This window comes from Sellimonas sp. (genome assembly GCF_047234585.1).
In the GTDB taxonomy this organism is placed as follows: Bacteria; Bacillota; Clostridia; order Lachnospirales; family Lachnospiraceae; genus Sellimonas; species Sellimonas caecigallum.
Window position 1 is genome coordinate 15,529 of sequence record NZ_JBKSWG010000008.1, and the last position, 25,455, is coordinate 40,983.

The following is a 25,455-nucleotide window of genomic DNA, read 5'->3' on the forward strand; positions in this document are numbered from 1 at the left end:
CTGTATGTATAGTAGAGGAAAAGAGCAAAAAAAGAGGAAACGCTATGCAAAAAACAGAAGTAAATTTTGAAATGAAACTTGTCAGTTCACTGGAGAAAGTCTTTTTGGATGAGATTCCGGTGTATCGGCCGGAATGCATGGTCTTGACAGGACTCAAGGGGGAGACGGTGTCTTTCCAGGCCGCCTGCACGACAGACTCTTTTGCGAAAGAGCGGGTGGATGTGGTGCTGGAATCCCCAATCCGGGAGTATATGCATATAAGAAGTGTGGAAAATGTTCCTGTTGGGAGGGCCTGCTGCCCGAAAGTGGATGACAATTATCTGAAGACTACCTCAGGAATGTATCCGGATCTTTTAAGAGAATTAAAAGAAGGAAAAGCAGATATATTTCCAGGAAAATGGAGAAGTCTCTGGATTGATATTGAGATACCGGAAGACATGGAACCGGGAGTGTACGATATCCGGATCAGTCTTGAAAAAGATGGATCTATACTTTGTCAGTCAGACACACAGATCCATATCTTTGACGCTGTTCTTCCAAAGCAGAAGATCATGCATACGGAATGGTTCTATCCTGACTGTCTGGCGGACTATTATCAGGTTCCTGTATTTTCAGAAGAACACTGGAAGATCATCGAAAATTTTCTGCACGAGTATGTGAAACGAGGAGGAAATATGATCCTCACACCGCTTTTTACGCCGGCACTGGATGTGGCAGTCGGAAAAGAGCGGACTACGACGCAGCTGGTGGATGTGAAAGTGAAAAGCGGGCAGTATCAGTTTGGGTTTGAGAGACTGAAAAGATGGGTAGATCTGTGTCGAAGATGCGGAATCCGCTATTTTGAGATGAGCCATCTGTTTTCCCAATGGGGAGCCATGTATGCACCGAAGATCGTGGCAGATATCGATGGGAGAGAAGAAAAGATTTTTGGCTGGCATACACCGGCGGTGGGACAATACACGGAGTTTCTCCATGCATTTTTGCCGGAGCTCAAGGAGAAGCTAAAAGAATGGGGAATTAGCCAGAATACATGGTTCCATCTTTCCGATGAGCCAAGAGAGGAACATCTGGACAGTTACCGGGCGGCCAAGGAATCCATAGAAGGGCTTCTGGATGGATTCCATACGTTTGACGCGCTTTCCAGCTACGAGTTTTACAGGTACGGGCTTGTGGACAAGCCCATACCGGGAAATAATGAAATCGAAGAATTTCTGTCTCATGGCCTGACGGATATGTGGACGTATTACTGTGTCGGACAGTTCTATGAAGTCAGCAACCGTTTCATGTCCATGCCGTCCATGCGCAATCGGATTTACGGACTTCAGCTTTACAAATACCAGATTGTCGGAATTCTCCACTGGGGATACAATTTTTATAACACCCAGTTTTCCACGGAACATATCAATCCGTACGAAGTAACGGATGCAGGAGGGGGATTCCCGTCGGGAGATGCCTTCCTTGTATATCCGGGGGCGGATGGGTTCCCGGAAGAATCCATCCGCATGATGGTACATGAGGAAGCGCTCCAGGATCTGAGAGCATGCCAGCTTTTGGAATCCCTGGCTGGAAGGGAGTTTGTCATGGACTGCATCGAAGGAGAACTTGCAGAGCCGATGACATTTAAATGTTATCCGAAATCCGATATGTACCTTCTTCAGCTTAGGAACCGGATCAACAGAGAAATAGCAAAAAGAGCCGAACTGCTCATCTGAGGGAGAACAAAAGTTCATCGTATGTCGGATAGGGGAGATACGTTCCAGGTATGATCGCTTCTGCCTGATCCACGGAGCCACGCAGCAGTTCCATATCCAAAAGGATTGTATCGTGGTAGTACCGGGCGGCATCAAGAGTATCTTGGTGCTGTTCGGCTTTTTTTGTATCTGCACACAGTTTTTCCAACAGGACAGAGATGGATTCGGATGATTCGGTCAACGTTCGGATGATCTGTTCTTCGTATGAAGAAGAAAGGGACGGAAGGAGTTTCTTTTTTTCGAGGGCTTCCGATGCAATATCCGCCATATAGGAGAAAAGAGCGGGTGTAAAATCTTTCCGTACCATATCCTGAAGGGTCAGGGATTCGATATGGATGGTCTTTGCGTAATTCTCCAGAAGGATTTCATAGCGGGAGAAGATTTCTTCTTTTGTGAAGATATGATGCTTTGTGAATAAATCCAGGTTTTTTTGCGAGATAAACTCAGGCAGAGCATCAGGCAGAGACTTCAGGTTGTAAAGACCGCGTTTTTCCGCTTCTTTGATCCATTCGTCCGTGTAGCCGTTCCCGTTAAAGAGGATCCGTTTGTGACGTCGGATCATTTCTTTTAGAAGATTCTGGATGGCGTCATGAAGGTTTTCTTCGGGGATATTTTCGAGTTTGCCGCAGATGTTTTGGAGGGATTCCGCTACTGCTGTGTTGAGGATCACATTGGGACCCGCCACTGAAAGGGCGCTTCCAGGCATCCGAAATTCAAATTTGTTTCCAGTGAAAGCGAATGGGGACGTACGGTTCCGATCCGTCGTATCTTTGGCAAAATGAGGAAGGACATGGGCGCCGATTTCCATAAGGGTCTGCTGCTCTTTGGCAAAATCCGTACCACTCTCAATGGAGGAAAGGACACGGGTCAATTCGTCTCCCAGGAAGATAGAAACGATAGCAGGAGGCGCTTCGTTGGCACCGAGACGATGATCGTTGCCGGCGCTTGCCACAGATATTCTCATCAGATCTGCGTAATCGTCTACCGCTTCGATGACGGCCAGAAGAAAGAGAAGAAATTGGGTATTTTCAGCCGGTGTTTTCCCAGGATCAAGAAGATTTTCTCCGGAGTCTGTCACGATGGACCAGTTGTTGTGTTTGCCGCTTCCGTTGACTCCTTCAAATGGTTTTTCGTGCAGGAGACAGGCGAGATGATGCTTATCGGCGACTTTTTTCATGATCTCCATGATAAGTTGATTGTGATCGACTGCCACATTGGCCGTATCAAACACAGGAGCCAGCTCATGCTGGGCAGGAGCCACTTCATTGTGTTTGGTCTTGGCCGGCACGCCAAGCTTCCAGAGCTCTTCATCCAGATCATGCATGTAGGATGCGACTTTTGGTTTTAAGACACCGAAATAGTGGTCTTCCATTTCCTGCCCTTTGGGAGCGGGAGCGCCGAGCAGTGTGCGGCCGCAGAAAAGCAAATCTTTTCTTTTTTTATACAAATCTTTGTCTACAAGAAAATATTCCTGTTCAGAGCCTACTGTAGTGTCAATTTTGCGTACGTCCTTTCTTCCCAGAAGATGGAGAAGGCGCACTCCTTCCCTGTTCAGGGCTTCCATAGATCGGAGGAGAGGCGTCTTTTTATCCAGCGCTTCCCCACTGTAAGAACAAAAGGCGGTTGGAATGTAGAGAGAACCGTCTTTGATAAAGGCAGGGGAAGTCGGATCCCAGGCAGTGTAGCCTCTTGCCTCAAATGTGGCGCGAAGACCGCCGGAAGGAAAACTGGAAGCGTCCGGCTCGCCTTTTATAAGTTCTTTTCCGGAGAATTCCATAATGATCTGACCGGCTTTATCCGGCGAGATGAAGCTGTCGTGTTTTTCGGCGGTAAAACCGGTCATAGGCTGGAACCAGTGGGTAAAATGGGTGGCGCCGTGTTCCACAGCCCATTCTTTCATGGCTGCCGCCACAGTATTCGCCACATCCAGTTCCAGATGCGTTCCGTTTTCTATCGTTTTTCGGAGTGCTTTATACGTGTCTTTTGGGAGACGTTCCCGCATGACTTTGTCATTGAATACAAGGGAGCCGTATAGTTCCGGAATAGAATTTCCTGTTTCTTTCATAGTGCAAATACCCCTTTCCTTGAGCTATAAATAAAATGCAAAAAGGCGCTTTGGATCCATGCCAAAGCGCCTTTGCTTTATGTCATCTCAGTATACACCTTTTTTTTGCTTTGTCAAACATTTTTTGAAAAAAACAGAAAAAAGCCTTGAAAAGCGGAGGAAGATGGGTAAAATGTCTTAGTATAAAATCAAAATCAAGCAGAGCAAGCTTTCGGAGGACAGAAAAATGAGTACAAAGCGTATGAAAAATCAGTTGGAAATAAGCGGCGTAAAGGAAGAGTGCGGAGTGTTCGGCATTTATGACATAGATGGAAAGGATGTGGCACCTTCTGTCTACTACGGCCTTTGTTCGCTGCAGCACAGAGGGCAGGAATCCTGCGGCATCGTCGTATCTGACACGAAAGGGCCAAGAGGGAATATCTCTTATCACAAAGATCTTGGCCTTGTGGGAGAGGTGTTTAAGGAGGAAAATCTTTCCAGACTTCATGGCAATCTCGGCATTGGCCATGTGCGCTATTCTACCACGGGAGCGTCCACAAGAGAGAATGCACAGCCACTGGTGCTGAACTACATCAAAGGGACGCTTGCCCTTGCCCACAATGGAAATCTGGTCAATGCAGAACAACTCAAAGAAGAGCTTGTCTATGGAGGCGCCATTTTCCACACGACGACAGACTCAGAGATGATCGCGTATTTTATTGCCAGAGAGCGCGTCCACACGGCCAGTGTGGAGGAAGCTGTGCTGAGGACAGCAAGAAAGATCAAAGGAGCGTACGGACTGGTCATCATGAGTCCGAGAAAGCTTGTCGCAGTGAGAGATCCATTCGGACTAAAACCTCTTTGTCTCGGCAAAAGAGACAATGCTTACGTGGTGGCATCGGAAAGCTGTGCGCTTTCTGCGGTTGGGGCAGAGCTGATCCGGGATATCGAACCGGGGGAAATGATCACTGTTACGGCAGAAGGAATCCGGTCCAACAAAGAACTGCAGCAGAAAGAGAGGGCGCACTGTATTTTCGAATATATCTATTTTGCCCGTCTGGACAGCAGGATGGATGGCGTTAAGGTGTACGATGCACGGATACGGGCAGGCAGGGCTCTTGCAAAAGCCTATCCGGCAAAAGCGGATATGGTAACCGGTGTACCGGAATCCGGCCTTACTGCGGCAAGGGGATACGCTATGGAAGCGGGACTTCCGTTTGAGGCTGCTTTTTATAAAAACAGTTATATCGGGAGGACATTTATCAAGCCGACGCAGCAAGAACGGGAATCCAGTGTCAGGCTCAAGCTGAATGTCCTGGAATCTGTAGTAAAAGACAAGCGCATCGTTCTTGTGGATGATTCCATTGTAAGAGGAACGACCATGGCGAATCTGATCCAGATGCTCAAAGGAGCCGGGGCAAAGGAAGTCCATGTGCGGATCAGCGCGCCGCCATTTCTCTATCCGTGCTACTACGGGACAGATGTGCCGTCCAACGATCAGCTCATTGCGTCTTCCCATACGGAGGAGGAGATCCGCCAGATGATAGGAGCGGACTCTCTGGGGTATATGAAGATTGAGGATTTACAGACCATGGTCGGGGACATGGGAATCTGCAAGGCATGTTTCGACAACAGATATCCGATTGATCCAGGGAAATAAAATCAGGGGTTTACAAATGAAAAAAAGAAGAGTATAGTAAAAAAATAATTATTTTCGAAGCTCTTTTCGGAAATACTAAAACAGAACAGGGATGAAAAGCGACAAAGGGGTCGGTTTGAGATGCAAAGCAACGCATTTCAGGGCTCTTTGCCGCTTTTTTTGTTTCAGGGCAATGCGGCATAGAGATTTATAGAAAAGAGGAGGAAACAGAAATGGTAAAATATGTGTTTGTGACTGGAGGAGTAGTGTCCGGGCTGGGAAAAGGGATTACAGCGGCTTCTCTGGGAAGGCTTTTGAAAGCCAGGGGCTATCAGGTAACGATGCAGAAGTTTGATCCGTATATCAATGTGGATCCGGGGACGATGAATCCGATCCAGCATGGAGAAGTCTTTGTGACGGAGGACGGGACAGAGACGGATCTGGATCTGGGACATTACGAACGGTTTATCGACGAAAATCTGGACAGGAACTCCAATGTGACCTCCGGGAAAATCTATTGGTCGGTGCTCAATAAAGAGCGTCATGGAGATTATGGCGGGGGAACTGTACAGGTCATTCCGCATATTACAAACGAGATCAAAAGCAGATTCTACCGCGCCAAGAATCCGGATGAGGACAGGATCGCCATCATCGAGGTGGGAGGAACAGTGGGGGATATTGAAAGCCAGCCATTTTTGGAGGCCATCCGTCAGTTTCAGCACGATGTAGGGAAAGAGAATGCCATTCTGATCCATGTTACTCTCATACCGTATCTCAAAGCATCGGGGGAGATGAAGACAAAACCTACACAGGCCAGCGTAAAAGAACTGCAAAGACTTGGCATCTGGCCGGATATCCTGGTGTGCCGGTCTGAGTACCCGGTATCGCAGGAGATGCGCGATAAGATCGCATTGTTCTGTAATGTGCCTTCGGATCAGGTTCTTCAGAATCTGGATGTAGAATATCTTTATGAGGCGCCGATTGCCATGGAGAAAGAACATCTTGCAGAGGCGGCGCTCAAATGCCTGCACCTGGAGCAGAGGACGCCGGATCTTCTGGAATGGAAAGAGATGGTAGAAGCGCTTCGGAAGCCGGATCGGGAAGTGGAGATTGCCATAGTGGGAAAATATACTCAGCTGCACGATGCATATTTGAGCGTTGTGGAAGCGTTGAAGCACGGCGGAATCAAAACCCATACGGATATTCGGTTCCGGTGGGTGGACTCAGAAGAGCTGGAAAAATCAGAGACGGACAAGGTGCTGAACAAAGTGGACGGCATCCTTGTTCCAGGCGGTTTCGGAAGACGCGGGACAGAAGGGATGATCCTTGCGGCACAATATGCAAGGGAAAAGAAGATTCCATATCTTGGTATCTGTCTGGGGATGCAGATGGCCATTGTGGAATTCGCCAGGAATGTGGCGGGGTATCACGATGCCGGAAGCAGTGAATTCCATCCAGACACCTTGCATCCGGTAATTGCTCTGATGCCGGAGCAAAAAGATGTGGAGGATATCGGAGGAACACTGCGGTTGGGCGCGTACCCGTGTATTCTTGATGAAAATTCCCTGGCATATCGGCTGTACGGGAAAGAAGAGATCACGGAAAGACACCGCCATCGATATGAAGTCAACAATGATTATAGGGAGGCTCTTGAAAAGGCGGGCATGGTATTATCCGGATTATCGCCGGATAAACGTATCGTGGAGATGATCGAGTTAAAAGATCATCCTTTCTATATAGGAACGCAGGCACACCCGGAATTCAAATCAAGGCCAAACCGGGCGCATCCGCTGTTTGCAGGATTTGTGCAGGCGGCACAGATGCATCTGGCTGGCAAAAAATAAACGTGAAAGGACTGGGAAAGAATGGAAGAGAGAAAAGGGCTGTACTGCCCCATGCTGGAGCACGATAACTGCGGGATTGGAGCAGTCGTAAATATAGATGGGGAAAAGACACATCACGTTGTCAGGCAGGCATTGGAGATCGTAGAAAATCTGGATCACAGAGCTGGAAAAGATGCGGAAGGAAAGACCGGGGACGGGGTAGGAATTCTTCTTCAGATTTCACACCGTTTTTTCAAAAAAGAATGCAAAAAAATCGGGATTTCTATTGGAGAAGAAAGGGAATACGGAGTGGGTATGCTTTTCTTTCCAAGTGACGAACTGCGAGGAAACCGGGATCGCAAAATGTTTGAAACGATTGTGAAAAAAGAAGGTCTTGTCTTCCTTGGATGGAGACAGGTGCCTTCTGTTCCGGAAGTGTTGTCAGAAAAAGCGCGCGGCTGCATGCCGGATATCTGGCAGGCTTTTATCCAAAAGCCGGAGAATGTAGAAAAAGGGATTGAATTTGACAGGAGACTTTATGTGGTGAGAAGGGAATTTGAAAAAAGCTGTCCGGAGACGTATCCGGTTTCCCTTTCCAGCAGGACGATCGTTTACAAAGGAATGTTCCTTGTACGGCAGCTCCGTCTGTTCTTTGCGGATCTTCAGGATCCGGAGTATGAATCAGCCATCGCCCTGGTCCACTCCAGATTCAGCACGAATACAGAACCCAGCTGGGAGAGAGCACATCCAAACAGATTTATCGTGCATAATGGGGAGATCAACACGATCCAGGGAAATGCAGATAAAATGCTGGCCAGGGAAGAAAACATGCGTTCAGCCTGTTTCCAGGAGGCATTTCCTAAAATCCTTCCAGTGGTAGACAGAAGAGGATCAGACTCGGCGATGCTTGACAATGTACTGGAATTTCTCACAATGAACGGTATGGAACTGCCATTGGCTGTGATGACAGTTGTCCCGGAGCCGTGGGAGAACGATAACACGCTTACGCAAGACAAAAAAGATTTTTATCAGTATTACGCCACAATGCTGGAGCCATGGGACGGACCGGCATCTGTGCTTTTCAGCGACGGGGATATCCTTGGGGCGGTTCTCGACCGCAATGGACTCAGGCCATCCCGATACTACGTCACGAAAGACAACTGTCTTTTCCTTGCTTCCGAGGTTGGGGTGCTGGCTGGCATCCGGGAGGAAGATATATTGGAGAAAGGAAGGATCCACCCAGGAAAGATGCTTGTGGCCGATACGGTACAAAAACGGATCATACGGGATGAAGAGCTGAAAACATATTATGCAGGGAGACAGCCTTACGGAGAATGGCTGAATCAGCACTTGACAGAACTGAAAGACCTGGAGATACCGGACCAGAAGGCAAAAGAGTATACGCAAAAAGAGTGCGAACGTCTCCGCCTTGCATTTGGATACGAATATGAAGACTATCACGATTCCATTTACGCGATGGCGCTGAACGGGGCGGAGTCCATTGAGTCTATGGGAGCGGACACGCCTCTTGCGGTTCTCTCAAAAGAACATCAGCCATTATTCTATTATTTTAAACAGCGGTTTGCCCAGGTCACGAATCCGCCGATTGATTCCGTACGGGAAAAGATTGTGACTTCCACGAGTATCTATATCGGGAAAGAAGGGAACCTGCTAAAGGAATGTCCGGAAAACTGTCGTGTTCTGAAAGTAAAAAACCCTATTTTGTCTGATACGGATATGATGAAGATCAAGGCGCTGGAGAAACCGGGACTTCGCTCGGCCCAGGTATCCATTCTCTGCTGTAAATCCACTCCTCTGAAAAAGGCGCTGGACAGATTGTTTATCCAGGTGGACAAAGCATATGAAGAAGGGGCCAATATTCTGGTGTTAACAGACAGAGGCGTGGATGAAAACCACGTGGCAATCCCATCGCTGCTTGCTGTCTCGGCGGTCCATCACTACCTGGTAAGGACGAAAAAAAGTACTTCGCTTGCATTGATACTGGAATCGGCAGAACCGAGGGAAGTTCACCATTTTGCAGTACTTTTAGGATACGGCGCCTGTGCTGTCAACCCATATCTGGCTCATGAGACAATCCGGGAGATGACAGAGAATGGACTGCTGGATAAAGATTGCCATGCAGCGATTCACGACTACGACAAAGCAGTCCTTGAAGGGATCGTCAAGATTGCATCGAAAATGGGCATTTCCACGCTTCAGTCCTATCAGGGAGCACAGATTTTTGAAGCTGTCGGAATTTCAAAAGAGGTTATAGACGCTTATTTTACAAATACGATCAGCCGCGTGGGAGGCATCACGCTTGCGGATATCCAGAAGGATGCAGAGACACTGCACACGAAAGCATTTGACCCTCTGGGACTGGATACGGACCGGACGCTCCCGAGTATTGGACGTCACAGATTCCGCAGCCAGGGAGAATACCACCGGTATAATCCGAAGACGATTCATTTGCTGCAGCAGTCTCTCTGGAAGAACGACTACACTATGTTCAAAGCATATACGAAACTTGCTGATGGTGAGGAGACCGGTTATCTCAGAAGCCTTTTGGATTTCAATTATCCTGAAACAGGGGTGCCGATCTCAGAAGTAGAGAGTGCAGGATCTATTGTGAAAAGATTCAAGACAGGCGCTATGTCCTATGGATCCATATCCCGGGAAGCACATGAGACGCTGGCGCTGGCTATGAACAAGATACAAGGGAAATCCAACAGCGGAGAAGGAGGGGAAGACCCGGAACGTTTTCTGTCCAAAGGGACAAAAGAAGACCGGTGCTCTGCTATCAAGCAGGTGGCAAGCGGGAGATTTGGGGTTACAAGCCGTTATCTGGTAAGTGCGGATGAGATTCAGATCAAGATGGCGCAGGGAGCAAAACCGGGGGAAGGAGGGCACCTGCCGGGGAAAAAAGTATACCCGTGGATCGCCAGAACCCGATATTCCACACCAGGTGTCAGCCTGATATCCCCTCCTCCTCACCATGATATTTATTCGATAGAAGACCTGGCGCAGCTGATATATGATTTGAAAAACGCAAACAAAGAGGCGAGAATTTCTGTAAAACTCGTATCGGAGGCAGGAGTAGGGACGATTGCTTCCGGAGTCGCAAAAGCAGGAGCGCAAGTGATACTGATTTCCGGATATGACGGAGGGACAGGGGCGGCGCCGGGAAGTTCGATCCACAATGCAGGGCTTCCGTGGGAGCTTGGCCTTTCGGAAGCACACCAAACATTACTGAAGAACGGACTGCGCAGACAGGTTCGCCTGGAGACGGACGGAAAACTGATGAGCGGACGTGATGTGGCGGTGGCGGCCATGCTGGGGGCGGAAGAATTCGGGTTTGCCACGGCACCGCTTGTTGCGCTTGGATGTGTTATGATGAGAGTCTGCAACGAGGATACATGCCCGATGGGGGTGGCCACACAGAACCCGAAACTTCGAAAATGTTTTCAAGGGAAACCGGAATATGTGATACATTTCATGGAATTCATCGCGGAGGAACTCAGAGAATATATGGCAAGACTTGGGATCCGGACAGTGGATGAGCTCGTAGGAAGGACGGATCTTCTGAAAGTAAGGGAATACCCTGCACATACACGTGCCGCAAAGGTGGATCTAAGCGCTGTCTGCCGGTATCCGCAAGCAGGGGAAAAAAATCAGGAAGAGGAATACGATTTTGGGCTCGATAAGACGCTGGATGAGACAGTGCTTGTAAAAGAATGGAAAGAAAAGCTGAAAGAAAGAATACCGGGAGAACTTTCGATTCATGTAAGAAACACTGACCGCACATTCGGGACGATTTTTGGATCAGAGATCACGAGACAGTATCCGGATGGGCTTCCGGATGATACGTATAAAGTAAATTGTACAGGAAACGGAGGACAGAGTTTCGGAGCATTCATTCCAAAAGGGCTTACCATTACGCTGCGGGGGGATTCCAATGACTATTTTGGGAAAGGGCTTTCCGGGGGGACGCTGGCTGTATGCCCTCCGGAAAACAGTACATATCGTGCAGAGGAGAATATGATTGTCGGGAATGTCGCCCTTTATGGAGCGACTTCCGGGAACGCTTACATAAACGGGATAGCTGGAGAGAGATTCTGCGTGCGGAATTCCGGAGCTGCTGCGGTAGTGGAAGGGGTAGGAGATCACGGATGCGAGTATATGACCGGTGGAAAAGTGGCAATCATCGGAAAGACCGGAAAAAATTTCGCGGCAGGTATGAGCGGAGGCATCGCTTATGTGCTGGACGAGACGAATTCTCTGTACAGAAATATCAATCCATCCATGATATGGATGGAAGAACTGACGGAGGATAGAGACAAGGAAGAAGTGAGAGACCTTCTGGAACAGCATGTAAAAAGAACAGGGTCAAAAAAGGCGAGAAGAATACTGGACGATTTCCAGGCATATGTCCCGAAATTTAAAAAGATTATACCGAAAGATTATAAGAACCTTTTGAAATTAAGCGACAAATATCGGGAACTCGGCATGAGCATGGAAGAAGCAAAGATCAAAGCTTTTTATGAAAGCACAGGGCAGACAGACTGGGAGGAACAGAAAGAATGGGAAAACCGACAGGATTTTTAGAATATAAAAGAAAGATTGGAGCTGTGAAGAAACCCGAAGAGAGAATCCATGATTTTCAGGAGTTTCACCGGCCCTTACCTGAGCAAGAACAGCGAAAGCAAGGCGCAAGGTGTATGGCCTGCGGGATTCCGTTCTGTCAGTTCGGGGAAGAGTTAAATGGGATGACATCGGGCTGTCCTCTTCACAACCTGGTGCCGGAATTTAATGATCTCGTCTACAGAGGAAGGATGGATCAGGCATATCAGAGACTGCAGCAGACGAACTGTCTGCCGGAATTTACATCCAGGGTATGTCCGGCTCTCTGCGAGGCGGCATGCACTTGCGGTGTCCATACGGAACCGGTGTCCACAAAAGAAAATGAGCGCGCCATCATCGAATATGCATTTTCTCATGGCCTTGTGGATGCGGCTCCCCCAAGCGTGCGTACCGGGAAAAAGGTAGCGGTCATCGGAAGTGGGCCGGCCGGTCTTTCCGCAGCTTTGCTGCTGAATAAACGAGGACACAGTGTGACGGTTTTCGAGCGCAGCGACCGGATTGGGGGACTGCTTATGTATGGGATCCCCAATATGAAGCTGGACAAGTCTGTCATCGAAAGAAGAAGAAGGATGATGGAGGAAGAAGGAATCACATTTGTGACTGGCACGGACGCAGCCCAGGAAGGAAAGGCGCAGGAAATCCAGGATGAGTTTGACAGGATTATCTTGGCATGTGGAGCATCCAGGCCAAGGGACATCAACGTACCTGGAAGAGATGCGAAAGGGATCCGTTTTGCTGTAGACTTCCTGTCAGAAGTGACAAAGGCACTCTTGGACAGCCGTTTTGCAAATGTGCCATATAAGCTGGCAAAAGGCAGACATGTCGTTATCATCGGCGGCGGAGATACAGGAAATGACTGTGCAGGGACAGTGATCCGTCTGGGGGCGCGATCTGTCGTACAGTTAGAGATGATGCCCAAACCATCAGAGAAAAGAGAGGAAAGAAACCCATGGCCGGAATGGCCAAAAGTACGCAAGACAGATTATGGACAGGAAGAAGCAATCTGTTTGTTCGGGGAGGATCCAAGAGTTTACCAGACGACGGTCAAGGAATTTGTCAAAAATGAAAAAGGGGAAGTGCGCGGGGTTAAGACGGTACGGCTGGAATTCAAAAAAAACCGGGATACCGGACATACCGAGACGGTTTTTGTGAAAGGGAGTGAGCGGACAATACCGGCCGATCTGGTATTGATTGCCGCTGGTTTTACCGGAGCGGAGGAGTATGTGATGGATGCTTTTCAGGTAGAGAAGACAGAGAAAAATACGGTTATGGACAGAAAATATCAAACGTCGAGGAAGAATATCTTCACGGCAGGAGATATGAGAAGAGGCCAGTCGCTGGTTGTATGGGCCATAAAAGAGGGAAGGGAGGCGGCAAAGGCGGTGGATCGCTCACTTATGGGCTATACAAATCTTCGGTAGCCAGGTTGCATCTTGCAGGGGAAAACGAAGCGGATTATAATAAAAAGAAAGACTGGCGCTTGTATGGAGGATAAAAATGGGAAAATATGAAAAATGGAAAATCCTGCAGATCATAGAAGAGGAAGATGTGAAGTTTATTCGTCTGCAGTTTGTAGATTTGTTCGGAACGATCAAAAATATTGCAGTCACAGCCGGGCAGATGGAAAAGGCGCTTGCCGGAAAGTGCATGATCGAGGGACAGCGTGTCCACGGAATGCGGGAGCTGGGGTATGGCTCTTTGTTCTTGCAGCCGGATATTGATACATTCTCGATTCTTCCGTGGCGGCCGCAGCAGGGGAAGGTAGCGCGGTTTTTGTGTGATTTGACCGACCGGGAAGGGAGGCGGATCCAGGAAAGCCCAAGGCAGATTCTCAGGAATGTTCTTTTAAAGGCAGAAGAGGAAGGGTATGATTTCGATATTGATCCGGAGTGCGAGTTCTTCCTTTTCGAGACGGACGAAGAGGGGAATCCGACGACATACACGAGGGAAAAGGCGAATTATCTGGACGTTGCTCCGCTGGACCAGGGAGAGAATGTGAGGAGAGATATGATCCTTACCCTGGAAGAGATGGGATTTGAGATTCAGTCTTCCCACCATGAGGATGCGCCTGCACAGCACGAAGTAGATTTCAGGCAGGCGAAAGGGATAAGGGCGGCAGATCAGATTGTGACTTTCCGGACAACCGTGCGGACGATCGCGCAGCGTCATGGCCTGCATGCTACATTCATGCCGAAACCGCGCACCGATCTGCCGGGTTCATCTATGGCGATCCATATTACCGGATTTCAGGACGGAAAAAATATTTTTGCAGATGAGCAGGCAGAAAACGGGCTCAGCCAGGAAGCATACTCGTTCATAGCCGGACTCCTGGCTCACATGAACGGGATGGCAGCTATTGCAAACCCAATCATCAATTCTTACAAAAGGCTGAAATCCGGTTTCCACGCACCGACAGAACTTTTCTGGTCGCTTACCGACCGAGAGGCGCCGATCCGTGTGACAAAAGGGAGCGAAGGACAGGTCAGGATCGAATGGCTGTTGCCCGACGGGGCAGCCAATCCCTATATGCTCATTGCATTTGCGGTGGCGGCAGGACTTTCCGGTATCCGTGAAAAGATGGTTCCTTTAAAAGCAGGAGAAAAGGCAGGGGCTTTGCCGGGGACACTCAAAGAGGCGCTGCAGGCTTTTGGACAGGATACGTTTTTGCAGAAAATCTGCGGGAACCGATATGCCGATGTGTATATCCGGGAAAAATCAAAAGAGTGGGATCTCTACACAAAAGAGGTAACAGACTGGGAGCTGAGGGAGTATTTACACAGGTTTTAGTGCAGAGCAGGGAGCAAGAGAATGGGAAGTATTATCATTGCACTGCCGCGGCCAGCAGATGTGGAGAAAATCAGGGAAATACTGATCCGGCATGGTTTCCGGAATGTGTACACAGCGGGGAGCGTATCGGCGGTTCTGCAGGAGACGGAGCGTCTTTCCCACGGGATTGTAATCAGCGGGATCAGACTTTTGGATGCGGACTATACAGAACTTCTGGACTGTCTGCCAGAATATTTTGAACTGCTTCTTTTGGATTCAAGACAGAAGGTCAGTGCCCGGAGGCAGTCAGGACTTGTGGCGGTAACGATGCCGGTCAGGGTAAACGAATTGATCAGTACGGTCCGTATGATGATTGAGCATGTCAACTGCCGTGCAAATCAGAAAAAGAAATCGAAACCGAGGCGTACGGAGAAGGAGGAAAATTACATTCGGAACGCCAAATATGTGTTGATGGAGCGCAACCATATGACCGAAGAAGAGGCGTTTCGGTATATCCAGAAAAGCAGTATGGATACAGGCACGAATATGGCAGAGACGGCTCAGATGATATTGGCTTTGATTTACAATGAAATATAATGTTTTCTGATACAGAAAAGGTAAGCGAAGAAAAAGAAGGGTATGAACCGTTCAGGGGCATATCCTTTTTTATATCATGCAGATGGAGATGGATAGTGTTGCCCGCATGATCCGGGATATGCTACAATAACAAAAACGATACTTGCAGCAGGGGGAACAGAATCTCGTGTCGTTGTTGTTCCCCGCATCTGTGATCAGCCTTACAAAAATTGAGAAGAAATAAAAGTAAATACAGCCAATACTAGGAGGTGTCAAGATGGGAAAATATATTATGGCGCTGGACGCGGGAACGACGAGCAACCGCTGTATTCTGTTTAATCAAAAAGGAGAGATCGTAAGCGCCGCACAGAAGGAGTTTACCCAGTATTTCCCAAAACCAGGATGGGTAGAGCACGATGCAGACGAAATCTGGTCCACGCAGCTTGGAGTGGCGGTGGAAGCCATGAGTAAGATCGGGGCATCCGCCAAAGACATTGCAGCTATCGGAATTACCAACCAGAGGGAGACTGCCGTCGTGTGGGAAAAAGAGACGGGGAATCCTGTCTGTCATGCCATTGTCTGGCAGTGCCGGAGAACGGCGGAATACTGTGATGAGTTGAAAGAGCGCGGGCTGGAGGAATGGTTTCGAAGAAAGACAGGGCTTACCATCGATGCTTATTTTGCGGGGACAAAGCTCAGATGGATTCTGGAAAATGTGGACGGAGCGCGTGAGAAGGCGCAAAAAGGGGAACTTTTATTTGGAACGGTAGAGACATGGCTGATCTGGAAACTGACAAAGGGAAGAGTCCATGTGACAGATTATTCCAATGCTTCACGGACAATGATGTTCAATATCAACACACTGGAATGGGATGAAGAGATACTGGAAGTTCTGGGAATCCCAGCTTGTATGCTGCCGAGAGCGGTACCGTCAAGCGCTGTTTACGGGCAGACGGATCCGGCATTTTTCGGGGGATCTATTCCCATCGGGGGAGCGGCCGGAGATCAGCAGGCCGCACTGTTCGGCCAGACGTGCTTTGAAGCAGGAGGAGCAAAAAATACTTACGGTACGGGGTGTTTTCTTCTGATGAACACCGGAGAAAAACCAGTGTTTTCCCAGAATGGGCTTGTAACAACCATTGCCTGGGGATTGAATGGAAAAGTAAACTATGCCCTGGAAGGATCCATTTTTGTAGCAGGCGCTGTCATTCAGTGGCTGAGGGATGAGATGCGGCTTATCGATTCGGCGGCGGATTCCGAGTATATGGCCCAAAAGGTAGACGATACGAATGGATGTTATGTGGTTCCGGCTTTTACCGGTCTGGGAGCGCCGTACTGGGATCAGTATGCAAGAGGAACGATCGTGGGCATTACGAGGGGAGTCAATAAGTGCCACATCATCCGGGCGGCTCTGGAATCGCTTGCTTATCAGGTGCACGATGTCATACGCGCCATGGAAGCAGACTCAGGAATCCCGCTTACATCTCTGAAAGTGGACGGGGGAGCCAGCGCCAACAATTTTCTGATGCAGGTACAGGCAGATATCAACCGCACCCCGGTCAAACGTCCAAAATGCGTGGAGACGACGGCGATGGGAGCCGCTTACCTGGCGGGACTTTCAGTAGGGTACTGGTCTGATACGGAAGAAATCCGGAAAAACTGGGCTATGGATCGGGAATTTCTGCCGAAGATGGGGGAAGAGGAGAGAAAGGCAAAACTCAAAGGATGGAAAAAAGCGGTTCGGTATGCCTTTGACTGGGCCAGAGAGGAATAGACAAACTAAGGCATATAATTGTATTAAATAACGAAAAAAATAAAAAAAGATGGACAATACTGTACAAATATACTAATATAGATATATGCTGTTTGGAACAAAATGTGTTTGATCCTGTTCCCGCTTCCGGTGGAGAGGCCGGCGGCGCACAAAGGGTATAGAAAAGAATACGGAGGTAGAAGGAATGAAAGGAAATGTAATCGTAGGACAGTCTGGCGGTCCGACCGCTGCAATAAATTCCAGTCTCGCGGGGGTTTACCGCACAGCAAAAGACAGAGGAGCGAAAAAAGTATACGGAATGCTTCACGGCATCCAGGGACTTCTGGAAGAAAAGTATATCGATCTCTCCGAACACATCACAAATGAACTGGACGCAGAGCTTCTGAAACGTACGCCGGCGGCGTATCTTGGATCTTGCCGGTATAAACTTCCGGAAATCCACGAAGACAGGGAAGTGTATGAAAAGATCTTCGCGATCCTGGAAAAACTGGAGATCGAAGCGTTCATCTACATCGGAGGAAACGACTCCATGGATACCATCAAAAAGCTCTCCGATTACGCGATCGTGACAGGATTTAAAACCCGTTTCATCGGATGTCCAAAGACGATCGACAATGACCTGGCTCTTACAGACCACACACCAGGATATGGAAGTGCGGCAAAATATATCGGAACATCCATCAAAGAAATCATCCGCGACAGCTTCTGTCTGGAATACAGCAAAGGCCTCGTAACGATCGTGGAAATCATGGGACGAAATGCAGGCTGGCTGACAGGAGCAGCGGCACTGGCAAAAGGAGAAGACTGCGCAGGACCGGATATGATCTATCTCCCAGAGCTGACATTCGATCTTGATAACTTTATGGAACGGATCAAAGACCTTCTTGCAAAGAAAACATCCGTTGTTGTGGCAGTATCCGAAGGAATCCATCTGGCAGACGGAAGATATGTGTGCGAACTCGGAACAAGCGTGGACTTCGTGGATGCATTCGGACATAAGCAGCTTACCGGAACAGCTGCATATCTGGCAAACTATGTGGCGCACGAAATCGGATGCAAGACAAGAGCGATCGAGCTGAGCACACTTCAGAGATCCGCATCACACTGTGCGTCCAGAGTGGACATCCTGGAAGCATACCAGGTAGGCGGTGCAGCAGTCAAAGCGGCAGACGAAGGAGACAACGGAAAAATGGTTGTACTCAAACGTCTCTCCGACGATCCGTATCAGTGCAGCACAGAAGTCAAAGACGTTCATAAGATCGCAAACGACGAAAAACTGGTACCTAGAGAATGGGTAAACGAAGAAGGAACATACGTGACAGACGAATTTGTGACCTATGTAAAACCACTCATCCAGGGAGACGTATCACCAGTTATGGTAGACGGAATCCCGAGACATTTGTATAAACCACACTAGAATTTAATGTATAGGGGACGTGTTCCAACGAGAAGGTACACGTCCCCTATATTGCGGTACGCGGACAAATTGTGTGTGAATCATAAGAAAAGCGTTGATTTGTAGAGACAGATCGGCGCTTTTTTTATGCTTTTTTCTATTGCGTATGTTTGGATTGTGCTTCCTACAATCCGGAATACTCCGAGAGCAAACAGAGCGACCAAAAATAAAAAGAAATTATAGTATGAAAAGAAAAATTAATAAATAATAAAAATATAAAAATCTATTGAAAAAGAAATAATAACAGAGTAAAATTAAAAATAAGAAAAAAATAATGATAATTAAAGGGAGGAGGTGCGAATTATGGGGAAATTTAGGGCATATTTTTTGATGATAGTATTTGCATTGTTTTTATCAGGGTGTAACTCTGAGCCAAAGGAAGAAGAGAACACAGTCACGGAATATTTTTCTGAAGAAAAATTAAAGATGCCGGAAGAACTGTCGAGTTGCTTTGACTTTAGATGTGATGACAATGGGGATTACCTGGCAATCGGTCAGACTCTTGATCAGGGAACGATAGCCTGGAAGTCGCAGGATGAAGGAAAGACGTGGGAGGCAGACCTAACACTCCCGGAAGAATGGAAGAAGAGTCTTGTGACGGAAGCACAGTTTACAGAAGATGGAGGGATTTTCTGTATCATTGCAAAAGATGCCCTGAACATGACAGATCAAGTTCCCCCCCCCGGTATGTTTTATCTATGTGACGCCGGAAGGACAGTTCGAAGAGAAGAAGATGGCTGCAGAAAAGGATGGACTCAGTGATATCGTCTGTCAGAATGGTATCGTGTACGGAAGAAATACAAATGGTATTATTAAGGGATATGACTATAAGACTGGGGAAGAGAAAAAATCTTTTGGCCAGTCGGATATGTTCGTTAACCAGTTTACATTGGCAGAAGATCGAATTATTGCCATCGGAATAGATCGGGTCGACCAGTATGATTTAAATACCGGAGCAGTCCTGGAGACAAGCGAAAAGATGAGTAGCAGTTTTGTGGAATTGTCATCCCGCAGTCAGGGATATAATTCTAAGATGTGTTACGATGCAGCGGAAAATGTAATTTTTTACATAGGGATAGACGGGATGTTCCGTTATGATATAGAAAAAGAAAGCCTGGAACAGATGCTGTATGGCGAAAACCATGCATTTTCCGATGTGAAAGGATACCTTACAGATGTCTCAATGCTGGACAATAAAATTGTAATTAATTATGTAGATAAAAACAGAAAGCCAATTGTATGGATTTATACATATATAGAAGAGGGAATCCAAGTAAAAATGGTAAAAGAGCTGACAGTATATTCCCTCTGGCAAGATAATATGATGCAAGATCTTGTAAATAAATTTAACTCTGCACAAGATAAGATTCATGCCAATTATGAATATGATGTGACATGGGAAAATGGGGTCACACCTAATGATGCAATCAGCAAGCTGAACACAAAGATTGCTGCAGGGGACGGACCGGATGTTTTGCTGTTGGATAAACTCAATGCGGATTCATACATAGAAAATGGTCTTTTACGGAATATTTCGAGTGTATTGGATGAAAAGGAACATTATACAAACATCGCGGCACCGTTTGAGAGAGATGGAAAAATCTATGGTGTACCAATGGAGTTTCATCTTATGGCCATTCATGCAGAAAAGAAGGCGGTAAACTCCATTGGATCACTCGGAAAACTGGCGGATTATCTGGAGAATTACCACAAGGCACACCCAGATCGTCTGACGCTTGACCGGTGGGAAAGCGATAACTATATGGAAGTATTTTTCCAGACTTATTTTCCGGATCTTTTGGAGGATGGAAAGTTAGAAAAAGAAGAGCTGGGAGATTTTTACATGAATCTTGAGAGAATCCATCATGTATCGGAATATGACTGGACGGTAAATCGTACAGGAGAAGGAAATGATATGATCAGTTTGGAACATCTATGGCTTAGTGATAACTGGTGGTCGGAAGGGATTCTTGCAATGGGCGAATTGGATGTATCGATCAGCGGAGTGCTTGGGTGTGACGATGTGGAGCGGCTTTATTACTATGGAGATATAAGAAAAGGGTTATCGTACGATTATTTTAGGAGAGACGGAAAACCAATCTTTGTGCCTCGTATGATTTTAGCAGCCAGCGGAAATGGAAGATATGGAGAAGAGGCAGAAGATTTTATCTCCTATTGTTTGACTTCGAAAGCAATGAAAGAAAGGATGGGGGGAAATGGTTTCCCAATTAATCGGGAAGCGTTTAAGTATCCATTTACACTAGGAATTGATGATAAAGAAACCATGAAGAACAGTAAAGGAAAGGAGATAGAACTTCCATGCAAGAGTCTCCCTAAGAAAGAACAGGAAAAATTTTTCGATATGGTAGATGGACTGGAGGAATACACCTACATCGACACGACCATCAAAGAAATCGTGATGGAGCAGGCAGAGAAGTATATCAATGGAGAAGGGACGTTGGAAGAATGCACGGCACTGGCAGCAGAAAAGGTAAATCTTTATCAACAGGAATAAAGAAGAAGAGAGCAGGAATTTGTTTTATTCTGCCAGGTTTTCTCGGCGTGTTCTTGTTTTCCATTCTGCCGTTTTTCGATGTGGTAAGGAGGGCTTTCAGCAATACATCGGGGACGACGTTCGCCGGATTTCGGAATTTTGCCACAGTTTTGCAAAATGAAGCGTTTTTGCTGAGTGCAAAAAATACTGCGCGGTTCATCCTGACAAGCGTACCGCTGCTTTTGTTCCTGTCGCTTCTGATGGCTTGCTATATCAATGCACGGATTGTACATAAAGGGATCGTGAAGGCGGTCATTTTATTCCCAATGGTCATACCGGTATCTACGACGACATTGTTTTGCAGGCTGTTGTTTGACGATGCCGGTATGATGAACGGGACGATCAGGGCATTCGGCGGCGATCCGATCCGGTGGATGGACAGTGGATATGTGTTCTGGGTGCTTGTGCTTCTGTACATATGGAAGAACATTGGATTTTGCGTCATTCTCTGGTGTGCGGCTATGGATGCGATCCCGAAGGAGATTTATGAGACGGCGAAGCTTGACGGAGCCGGGTTTTTTACAAGGATGGGGCGGATCATTCTGCCAATCTTGTCTGCCTCGGCATTTATCATTGTCCTCCTGCTTGTGCTGAACAGTTTCAAAGTCTTTCGGGAGTCTTATATGCTTACTGGGAACTACCCGCATCGGTCCATCTATATGACACAGAATGTATTTAACAACTGGTTCCAGAGTTTCTCAGTGGAAAAAATGGCCGCAGGTGCAGTTATAGTGGCTCTTGTGCTGGCAGCGTTTGTGATGATGCTTCAAAAGCGGCTGATGATGAGGTTGGATGAAAGATGAAAAAGATGCAGAAAGCGGGAAAGTTCATATTTGGATGTATGGTCATAGTCGTCTTCTGTCTGCCTGTGGTGTTCCTCTTTACCGGTTCGCTGAAAGGGACGGAGGAGCTAAGAGAAAGTCTGGGTGCAGTCATATCAGGAGGAGAGGGCTCATTTCAGTGGAGTTTTTTTCCAGCATATCCGACCTTGCGGCATTATGTGGAGGTTGTGTTTGACAGCCCGGAATTCTGGACATTGTTTTGGAATTCTGTCCGTATGACCGGACTGATCCTTCTGGGACAGATCATTGTCGGCATCCCGGCGGCGTGGGGATTTGCAAGATACCGGTTCACACGGCCGGTCTTTCGGATTTATATGATCCTGATGATGATCCCGTTCCAGGTACGGATGGTGTCCGAGTACTTACTTTTGAGGAGACTGGAACTTTTGGATTCACTTTGGGGAATCGTACTTCCAGCTGTGTTTTCTACGTATCCGGTGTTTATTCTGTTTCAGTTCTTTGTGAGCATACCTGAGGAAGTACTGGATGCGGCCAGAATCGACGGTGCGTCAGAGACAAAGATTTTTTTGAAAATCGGCGTGCCGATTGGAAAAGCTGGGATCTGCAGCTCCTTGATGTTGAGTTTTGTGGAATACTGGAATCTGATCGAACAACCGATGACATTTTTGGATACAAAATCGCTTTGGCCGCTGTCTCTTTACATGCCGCAGATCACAGAGGCAAGAACCGGTGTTTCCTTTGCCATCTCGATACTGGTAATGATCCTGCCGTTTTTTGTATTTCTGGCAGGACAGGAGTATATGCAGAAAGGCATTGCAGCTTTTATGAAAGACGAATGATTCAGGAGAGAGAAAAATGCGTAATAAAGTAATCAGAGCAGGTGTGATTTTTTTGGTTATTGCAGCACTCTGCACAGTCATTTCCAGAGGGCTCTATGTGGCTTCCATCGCCAATGTGACACTGCAGACTCCGCGAATGTACACGCTGAACCACGACATCGAAATGTACGGGATCGTAGAACAGAGCCGTGAATTTGTTGTGCTGGCACAAGCCAATCAGATCGTTACAGATATCTATGTGAAGACAGGGCAGGAAGTGAAAGTAGGAGATCCGCTGTTTGCGGTGGATATGGAGTATCTCGGGCAGCAGATTGACAGCCTGGAAAACGAGATAGCACAGCTTGAGTACCAGATTCGAGATGCCAAGAACCAGGAGGCAGATAGACGAAATCAAGAAGCGCTTGCGCAGAAGCAGGCAAAGGAAAATTATGATAGGACTGCTGCCAAATGGGAGAAGCAGCTTGCAAAAGATGCAAAGGCGGTGGAAGATGCAAGGAGGGCGTACGAGGAAAGCTTAAAGAAAAAGCCGGAGAACGGAGACGAACAGGCGGGGGAGGCGCAGGCGGAACAGGATCAGCTCCTGGCGGCTTTAAAAGAGGCAGAAGCCCAGTATGAGGCCAGCGTATCTCAGAAAGAGGACGAGCTTTTCACGGCGGGACAGAATCTGGAGTCAAGTAAAGTTACAGGGGCGGACTCTACATCCGAAGAGCAGCTTCAGCTTCAGAAGGAACAGACAGAGAAAAACCTGTCACAGCTGACGGAACTGGCAGACCGGGAGGGAAAGATCGTGTCAAGCGCGGCTGGGATGGTCTCGGAAATCCTTGTAAGGACAGGAGAATTTACCCCGTCTACAGCCAGTGCCCTGGTGGCGGATATGTCTTCCGGAATCAAACTGACAGTCACGCTTGGGGCGGACGAGGCGAAGTATGTGGGGCAGGATTCTGGAGTGACCATTCGGGGAAAAGACCGGGAAGGGAAGGAAGCAGTCCTTACCAATGTGGAAATCCGTTCCATAAAGGAGAAGAAAGAAAGTGAGGATAGTTTATCCTCCTTTGAAGCAGTGATAACGTCTCCTGAAACAGTGTTTGCCCCCGGAACCAATGTGAGTGTGGAGATCCGTAATCAGTCTGCAGAGTATGATACGTGCATTCCGCTCCAGGCACTTCACGAGGAAGGGGCAGACAGATATGCGGTCTACATCACGGAAGAAAAAGATACGATGATAGGGAAAGAGCTTGTGGCGAGGAAAGTTATGGTAAAGGTAATCGATCAGGATGCAGAGTTTGCCGCCGTGGACAGTGATACGTTGTCGAGCCAGCAGAACATCATTTACACAAGCGACAAGACGATCGAGGACGGAACAACAGTAAGGGAAAAAGATTGAACATGAAAAAGAAAAGCATTGTCTTAAGTATTGTGCTGATCTTTGCAGGGATCCTTTTATTCGGGCTGGCAGTCGGGGAGATGGCGAAGATCCGTGCAATACAGAAAAAACTATTTGTAAGGCTGAGCAGTGAAACGAATGTACAAAGTGCGCAAAATACGACAGAACAGTTTCTGGAAAAAGAGACCGGTCAGATTGTCTTTTGGTCAGAAGAAAAGAGGCAGTACTGTGAAAATCCAGACCTTGGCAGGACAATGGACGTAAAAGAAATCATCTATTGCGGCGTTCTGTCTGTCTTATCCCCGGAATGCAGTTCCATTTATAAGTCTGAGGCGGACGGAGAGTGTGTGATCGATGAAAAGACGGCGGAAGTCTTGTTTGGAAGTACAGAAGGGAAAGGTCAGACGGTCCGGGCAGGAGATAAGGACTATATCATTTCCATGGTTATAGAAGGAAAGGAAGGGTTGTTTATCCGGACAGCCCACGAAGGAGAAATGATGCAGTACATGACTGTGCAGCCCGGGAAGGCGGATGAAAAGAAAAATCTTCTGCAAAAGGTAATGACAAATTATGGAGTAGGCGGGGAGGAAATGCAGCTTTCACTTTTGTATTTTCTCACGGCATGTATCCTTTCCATGATTCCAGCCGGGTGCGCAGCAGCTGGAGCAGCGCATGTGTGCCGCATGGTAAAGGAAAGGAAGAGAAAAGAGACAATGGGGTGGATCGGAAGCGCAGCCGCGGGAACGGTGTCCGCAGTCGTGGTATTTCTGATTTGTATACGTTTTTTTCAGTCCGACCCGGGAATCGCCCTTTATCCGCTCTCGGATTTTGAAGGATGGTCCCAACAGATGCGTCTGCTGACAGGACAGATCAGAGAACTGCTGGATATGGAAAAGCCATGGATACTCGGTACATTTTTCGAAACGTTCCGGAACTGTTTGGCCTATACTGCACTGGCAGCTCTGTGTCTTGCCGGTGGAATTAAGAAAAGAACATACATGAAAAAAGAAGAGGAGTGATAACGAAATGTTAGGATTGACAAGAAGACAGGCAGAAGTGATGAATATTCTCTGGGAGGCGCAGAAACCGATGATCGCCTCAGAGATCGTAAAGGCAAAGGAAGATCTGAATATCAATACGGTGCAGGCAGCACTGAGAAGTCTGATAAAGAAGGAATACATCGAAGTAGCGGAAATCGTATACAGTGGTACGGTTCTCACGCGGAGTTACCGACCACTTGTAGAGCGGGAAGAGTTTGCAGATGATGTGGAACAGGGTATCAAAAACATGCTCCGGAAAGAAACATTGTTTGCCCATTATATCGATGAGATTGACGATTCAGATATTCTGCAGAAGTTGGAAGAAGTTATTGATAAGAGGAAGAGGGAACTGGAGGAAGAATAGG

Annotated in this window: 17 protein-coding genes; 16 read left to right on the forward strand and 1 reads right to left on the reverse strand. The window is 47.6% G+C overall.

The genetic code is table 11. From position 1 onward, the window contains the following. Positions 1–44 precede the first annotated feature (44 nt). On the forward strand, positions 45–1,712 hold the full coding sequence (locus tag ACLROL_RS04560) for a DUF4091 domain-containing protein (RefSeq protein ID WP_413067411.1): 1,668 nt from the start codon (positions 45–47) through the stop codon (positions 1,710–1,712). Here ACLROL_RS04560 and ACLROL_RS04565 read toward each other — a convergent pair. Next, positions 1,705–3,816: a glutamine synthetase III gene (locus ACLROL_RS04565; RefSeq protein WP_087203202.1), complete on the reverse strand. Its 2,112-nt coding sequence runs from the start codon at positions 3,814–3,816 to the stop codon at positions 1,705–1,707. The two genes, ACLROL_RS04560 and ACLROL_RS04565, sit on opposite strands and share 8 nt — an antisense overlap. Before the next feature lie 226 nt (positions 3,817–4,042). Between ACLROL_RS04565 and purF the strand changes: the two genes are divergently transcribed. From purF to ACLROL_RS04640, 15 genes are all read left to right on the forward strand, one after another. Further along, a complete protein-coding gene (purF, locus tag ACLROL_RS04570) occupies positions 4,043–5,455 on the forward strand; it encodes an amidophosphoribosyltransferase (RefSeq protein WP_287448812.1) in 1,413 nt (470 codons plus the stop codon). A gap of 212 nt (positions 5,456–5,667) precedes the next feature. Then, the gene (locus ACLROL_RS04575) at positions 5,668–7,278 is read left to right on the forward strand and encodes a CTP synthase (RefSeq protein WP_413067412.1); all 1,611 of its coding nucleotides are present in this window, start codon (positions 5,668–5,670) and stop codon (positions 7,276–7,278) included. Between the two features lie 21 nt (positions 7,279–7,299). Then, positions 7,300–11,862, forward strand: coding sequence for a glutamate synthase large subunit (gene gltB / locus ACLROL_RS04580; protein ID WP_413067413.1), 4,563 nt, complete (start codon positions 7,300–7,302; stop codon positions 11,860–11,862). Then, entirely contained in the window at positions 11,838–13,319 is a 1,482-nt protein-coding gene (locus tag ACLROL_RS04585) for a glutamate synthase subunit beta (protein ID WP_087203199.1), read from the forward strand. Before gltB ends, ACLROL_RS04585 begins: the two co-directional genes overlap by 25 nt. 76 nt (positions 13,320–13,395) lie before the next feature. Beyond that, positions 13,396–14,685 (forward strand): glutamine synthetase family protein, encoded by a 1,290-nt coding sequence (locus ACLROL_RS04590; protein ID WP_413067414.1) that lies wholly within the window; start codon positions 13,396–13,398, stop codon positions 14,683–14,685. Between the two features lie 21 nt (positions 14,686–14,706). Beyond that, on the forward strand, positions 14,707–15,261 hold the full coding sequence (locus tag ACLROL_RS04595) for an ANTAR domain-containing response regulator (protein ID WP_087203197.1): 555 nt from the start codon (positions 14,707–14,709) through the stop codon (positions 15,259–15,261). Between the two features lie 256 nt (positions 15,262–15,517). Further along, complete coding sequence (gene glpK / locus ACLROL_RS04600; RefSeq protein WP_413067415.1) at positions 15,518–17,014, forward strand: glycerol kinase GlpK; 1,497 nt, start codon at positions 15,518–15,520, stop codon at positions 17,012–17,014. A 184-nt stretch (positions 17,015–17,198) separates the two neighbouring features. Next, on the forward strand, positions 17,199–18,431 hold the full coding sequence (locus ACLROL_RS04605; protein ID WP_087202079.1) for a 6-phosphofructokinase: 1,233 nt from the start codon (positions 17,199–17,201) through the stop codon (positions 18,429–18,431). 342 nt (positions 18,432–18,773) lie between these two features. Further along, the gene (locus tag ACLROL_RS04610) at positions 18,774–19,232 is read left to right on the forward strand and encodes a hypothetical protein (protein ID WP_413067416.1); all 459 of its coding nucleotides are present in this window, start codon (positions 18,774–18,776) and stop codon (positions 19,230–19,232) included. After that, positions 19,204–20,985 carry an extracellular solute-binding protein gene (locus tag ACLROL_RS04615; RefSeq protein ID WP_413067417.1) on the forward strand — a complete coding sequence of 594 codons (1,782 nt, stop codon included), beginning with the start codon at positions 19,204–19,206 and terminating at the stop codon, positions 20,983–20,985. Before ACLROL_RS04610 ends, ACLROL_RS04615 begins: the two co-directional genes overlap by 29 nt. A 53-nt stretch (positions 20,986–21,038) precedes the next feature. Continuing rightward, positions 21,039–21,827 (forward strand): carbohydrate ABC transporter permease, encoded by a 789-nt coding sequence (locus ACLROL_RS04620; RefSeq protein ID WP_221920295.1) that lies wholly within the window; start codon positions 21,039–21,041, stop codon positions 21,825–21,827. Beyond that, positions 21,824–22,666 carry a carbohydrate ABC transporter permease gene (locus tag ACLROL_RS04625; protein ID WP_221920297.1) on the forward strand — a complete coding sequence of 281 codons (843 nt, stop codon included), beginning with the start codon at positions 21,824–21,826 and terminating at the stop codon, positions 22,664–22,666. The genes ACLROL_RS04620 and ACLROL_RS04625 overlap by 4 nt, the downstream gene beginning before the upstream one ends. Before the next feature lie 16 nt (positions 22,667–22,682). Next, complete coding sequence (locus ACLROL_RS04630; RefSeq protein WP_221920298.1) at positions 22,683–24,050, forward strand: biotin/lipoyl-binding protein; 1,368 nt, start codon at positions 22,683–22,685, stop codon at positions 24,048–24,050. Positions 24,051–24,052: 2 nt separating this feature from the next. Next, entirely contained in the window at positions 24,053–25,069 is a 1,017-nt protein-coding gene (locus tag ACLROL_RS04635) for a hypothetical protein (RefSeq protein ID WP_413067418.1), read from the forward strand. Positions 25,070–25,076: 7 nt separating this feature from the next. Next, complete coding sequence (locus ACLROL_RS04640) at positions 25,077–25,454, forward strand: BlaI/MecI/CopY family transcriptional regulator (protein WP_087202068.1); 378 nt, start codon at positions 25,077–25,079, stop codon at positions 25,452–25,454. The last annotated feature ends 1 nt before the right edge of the window (position 25,455 follow it).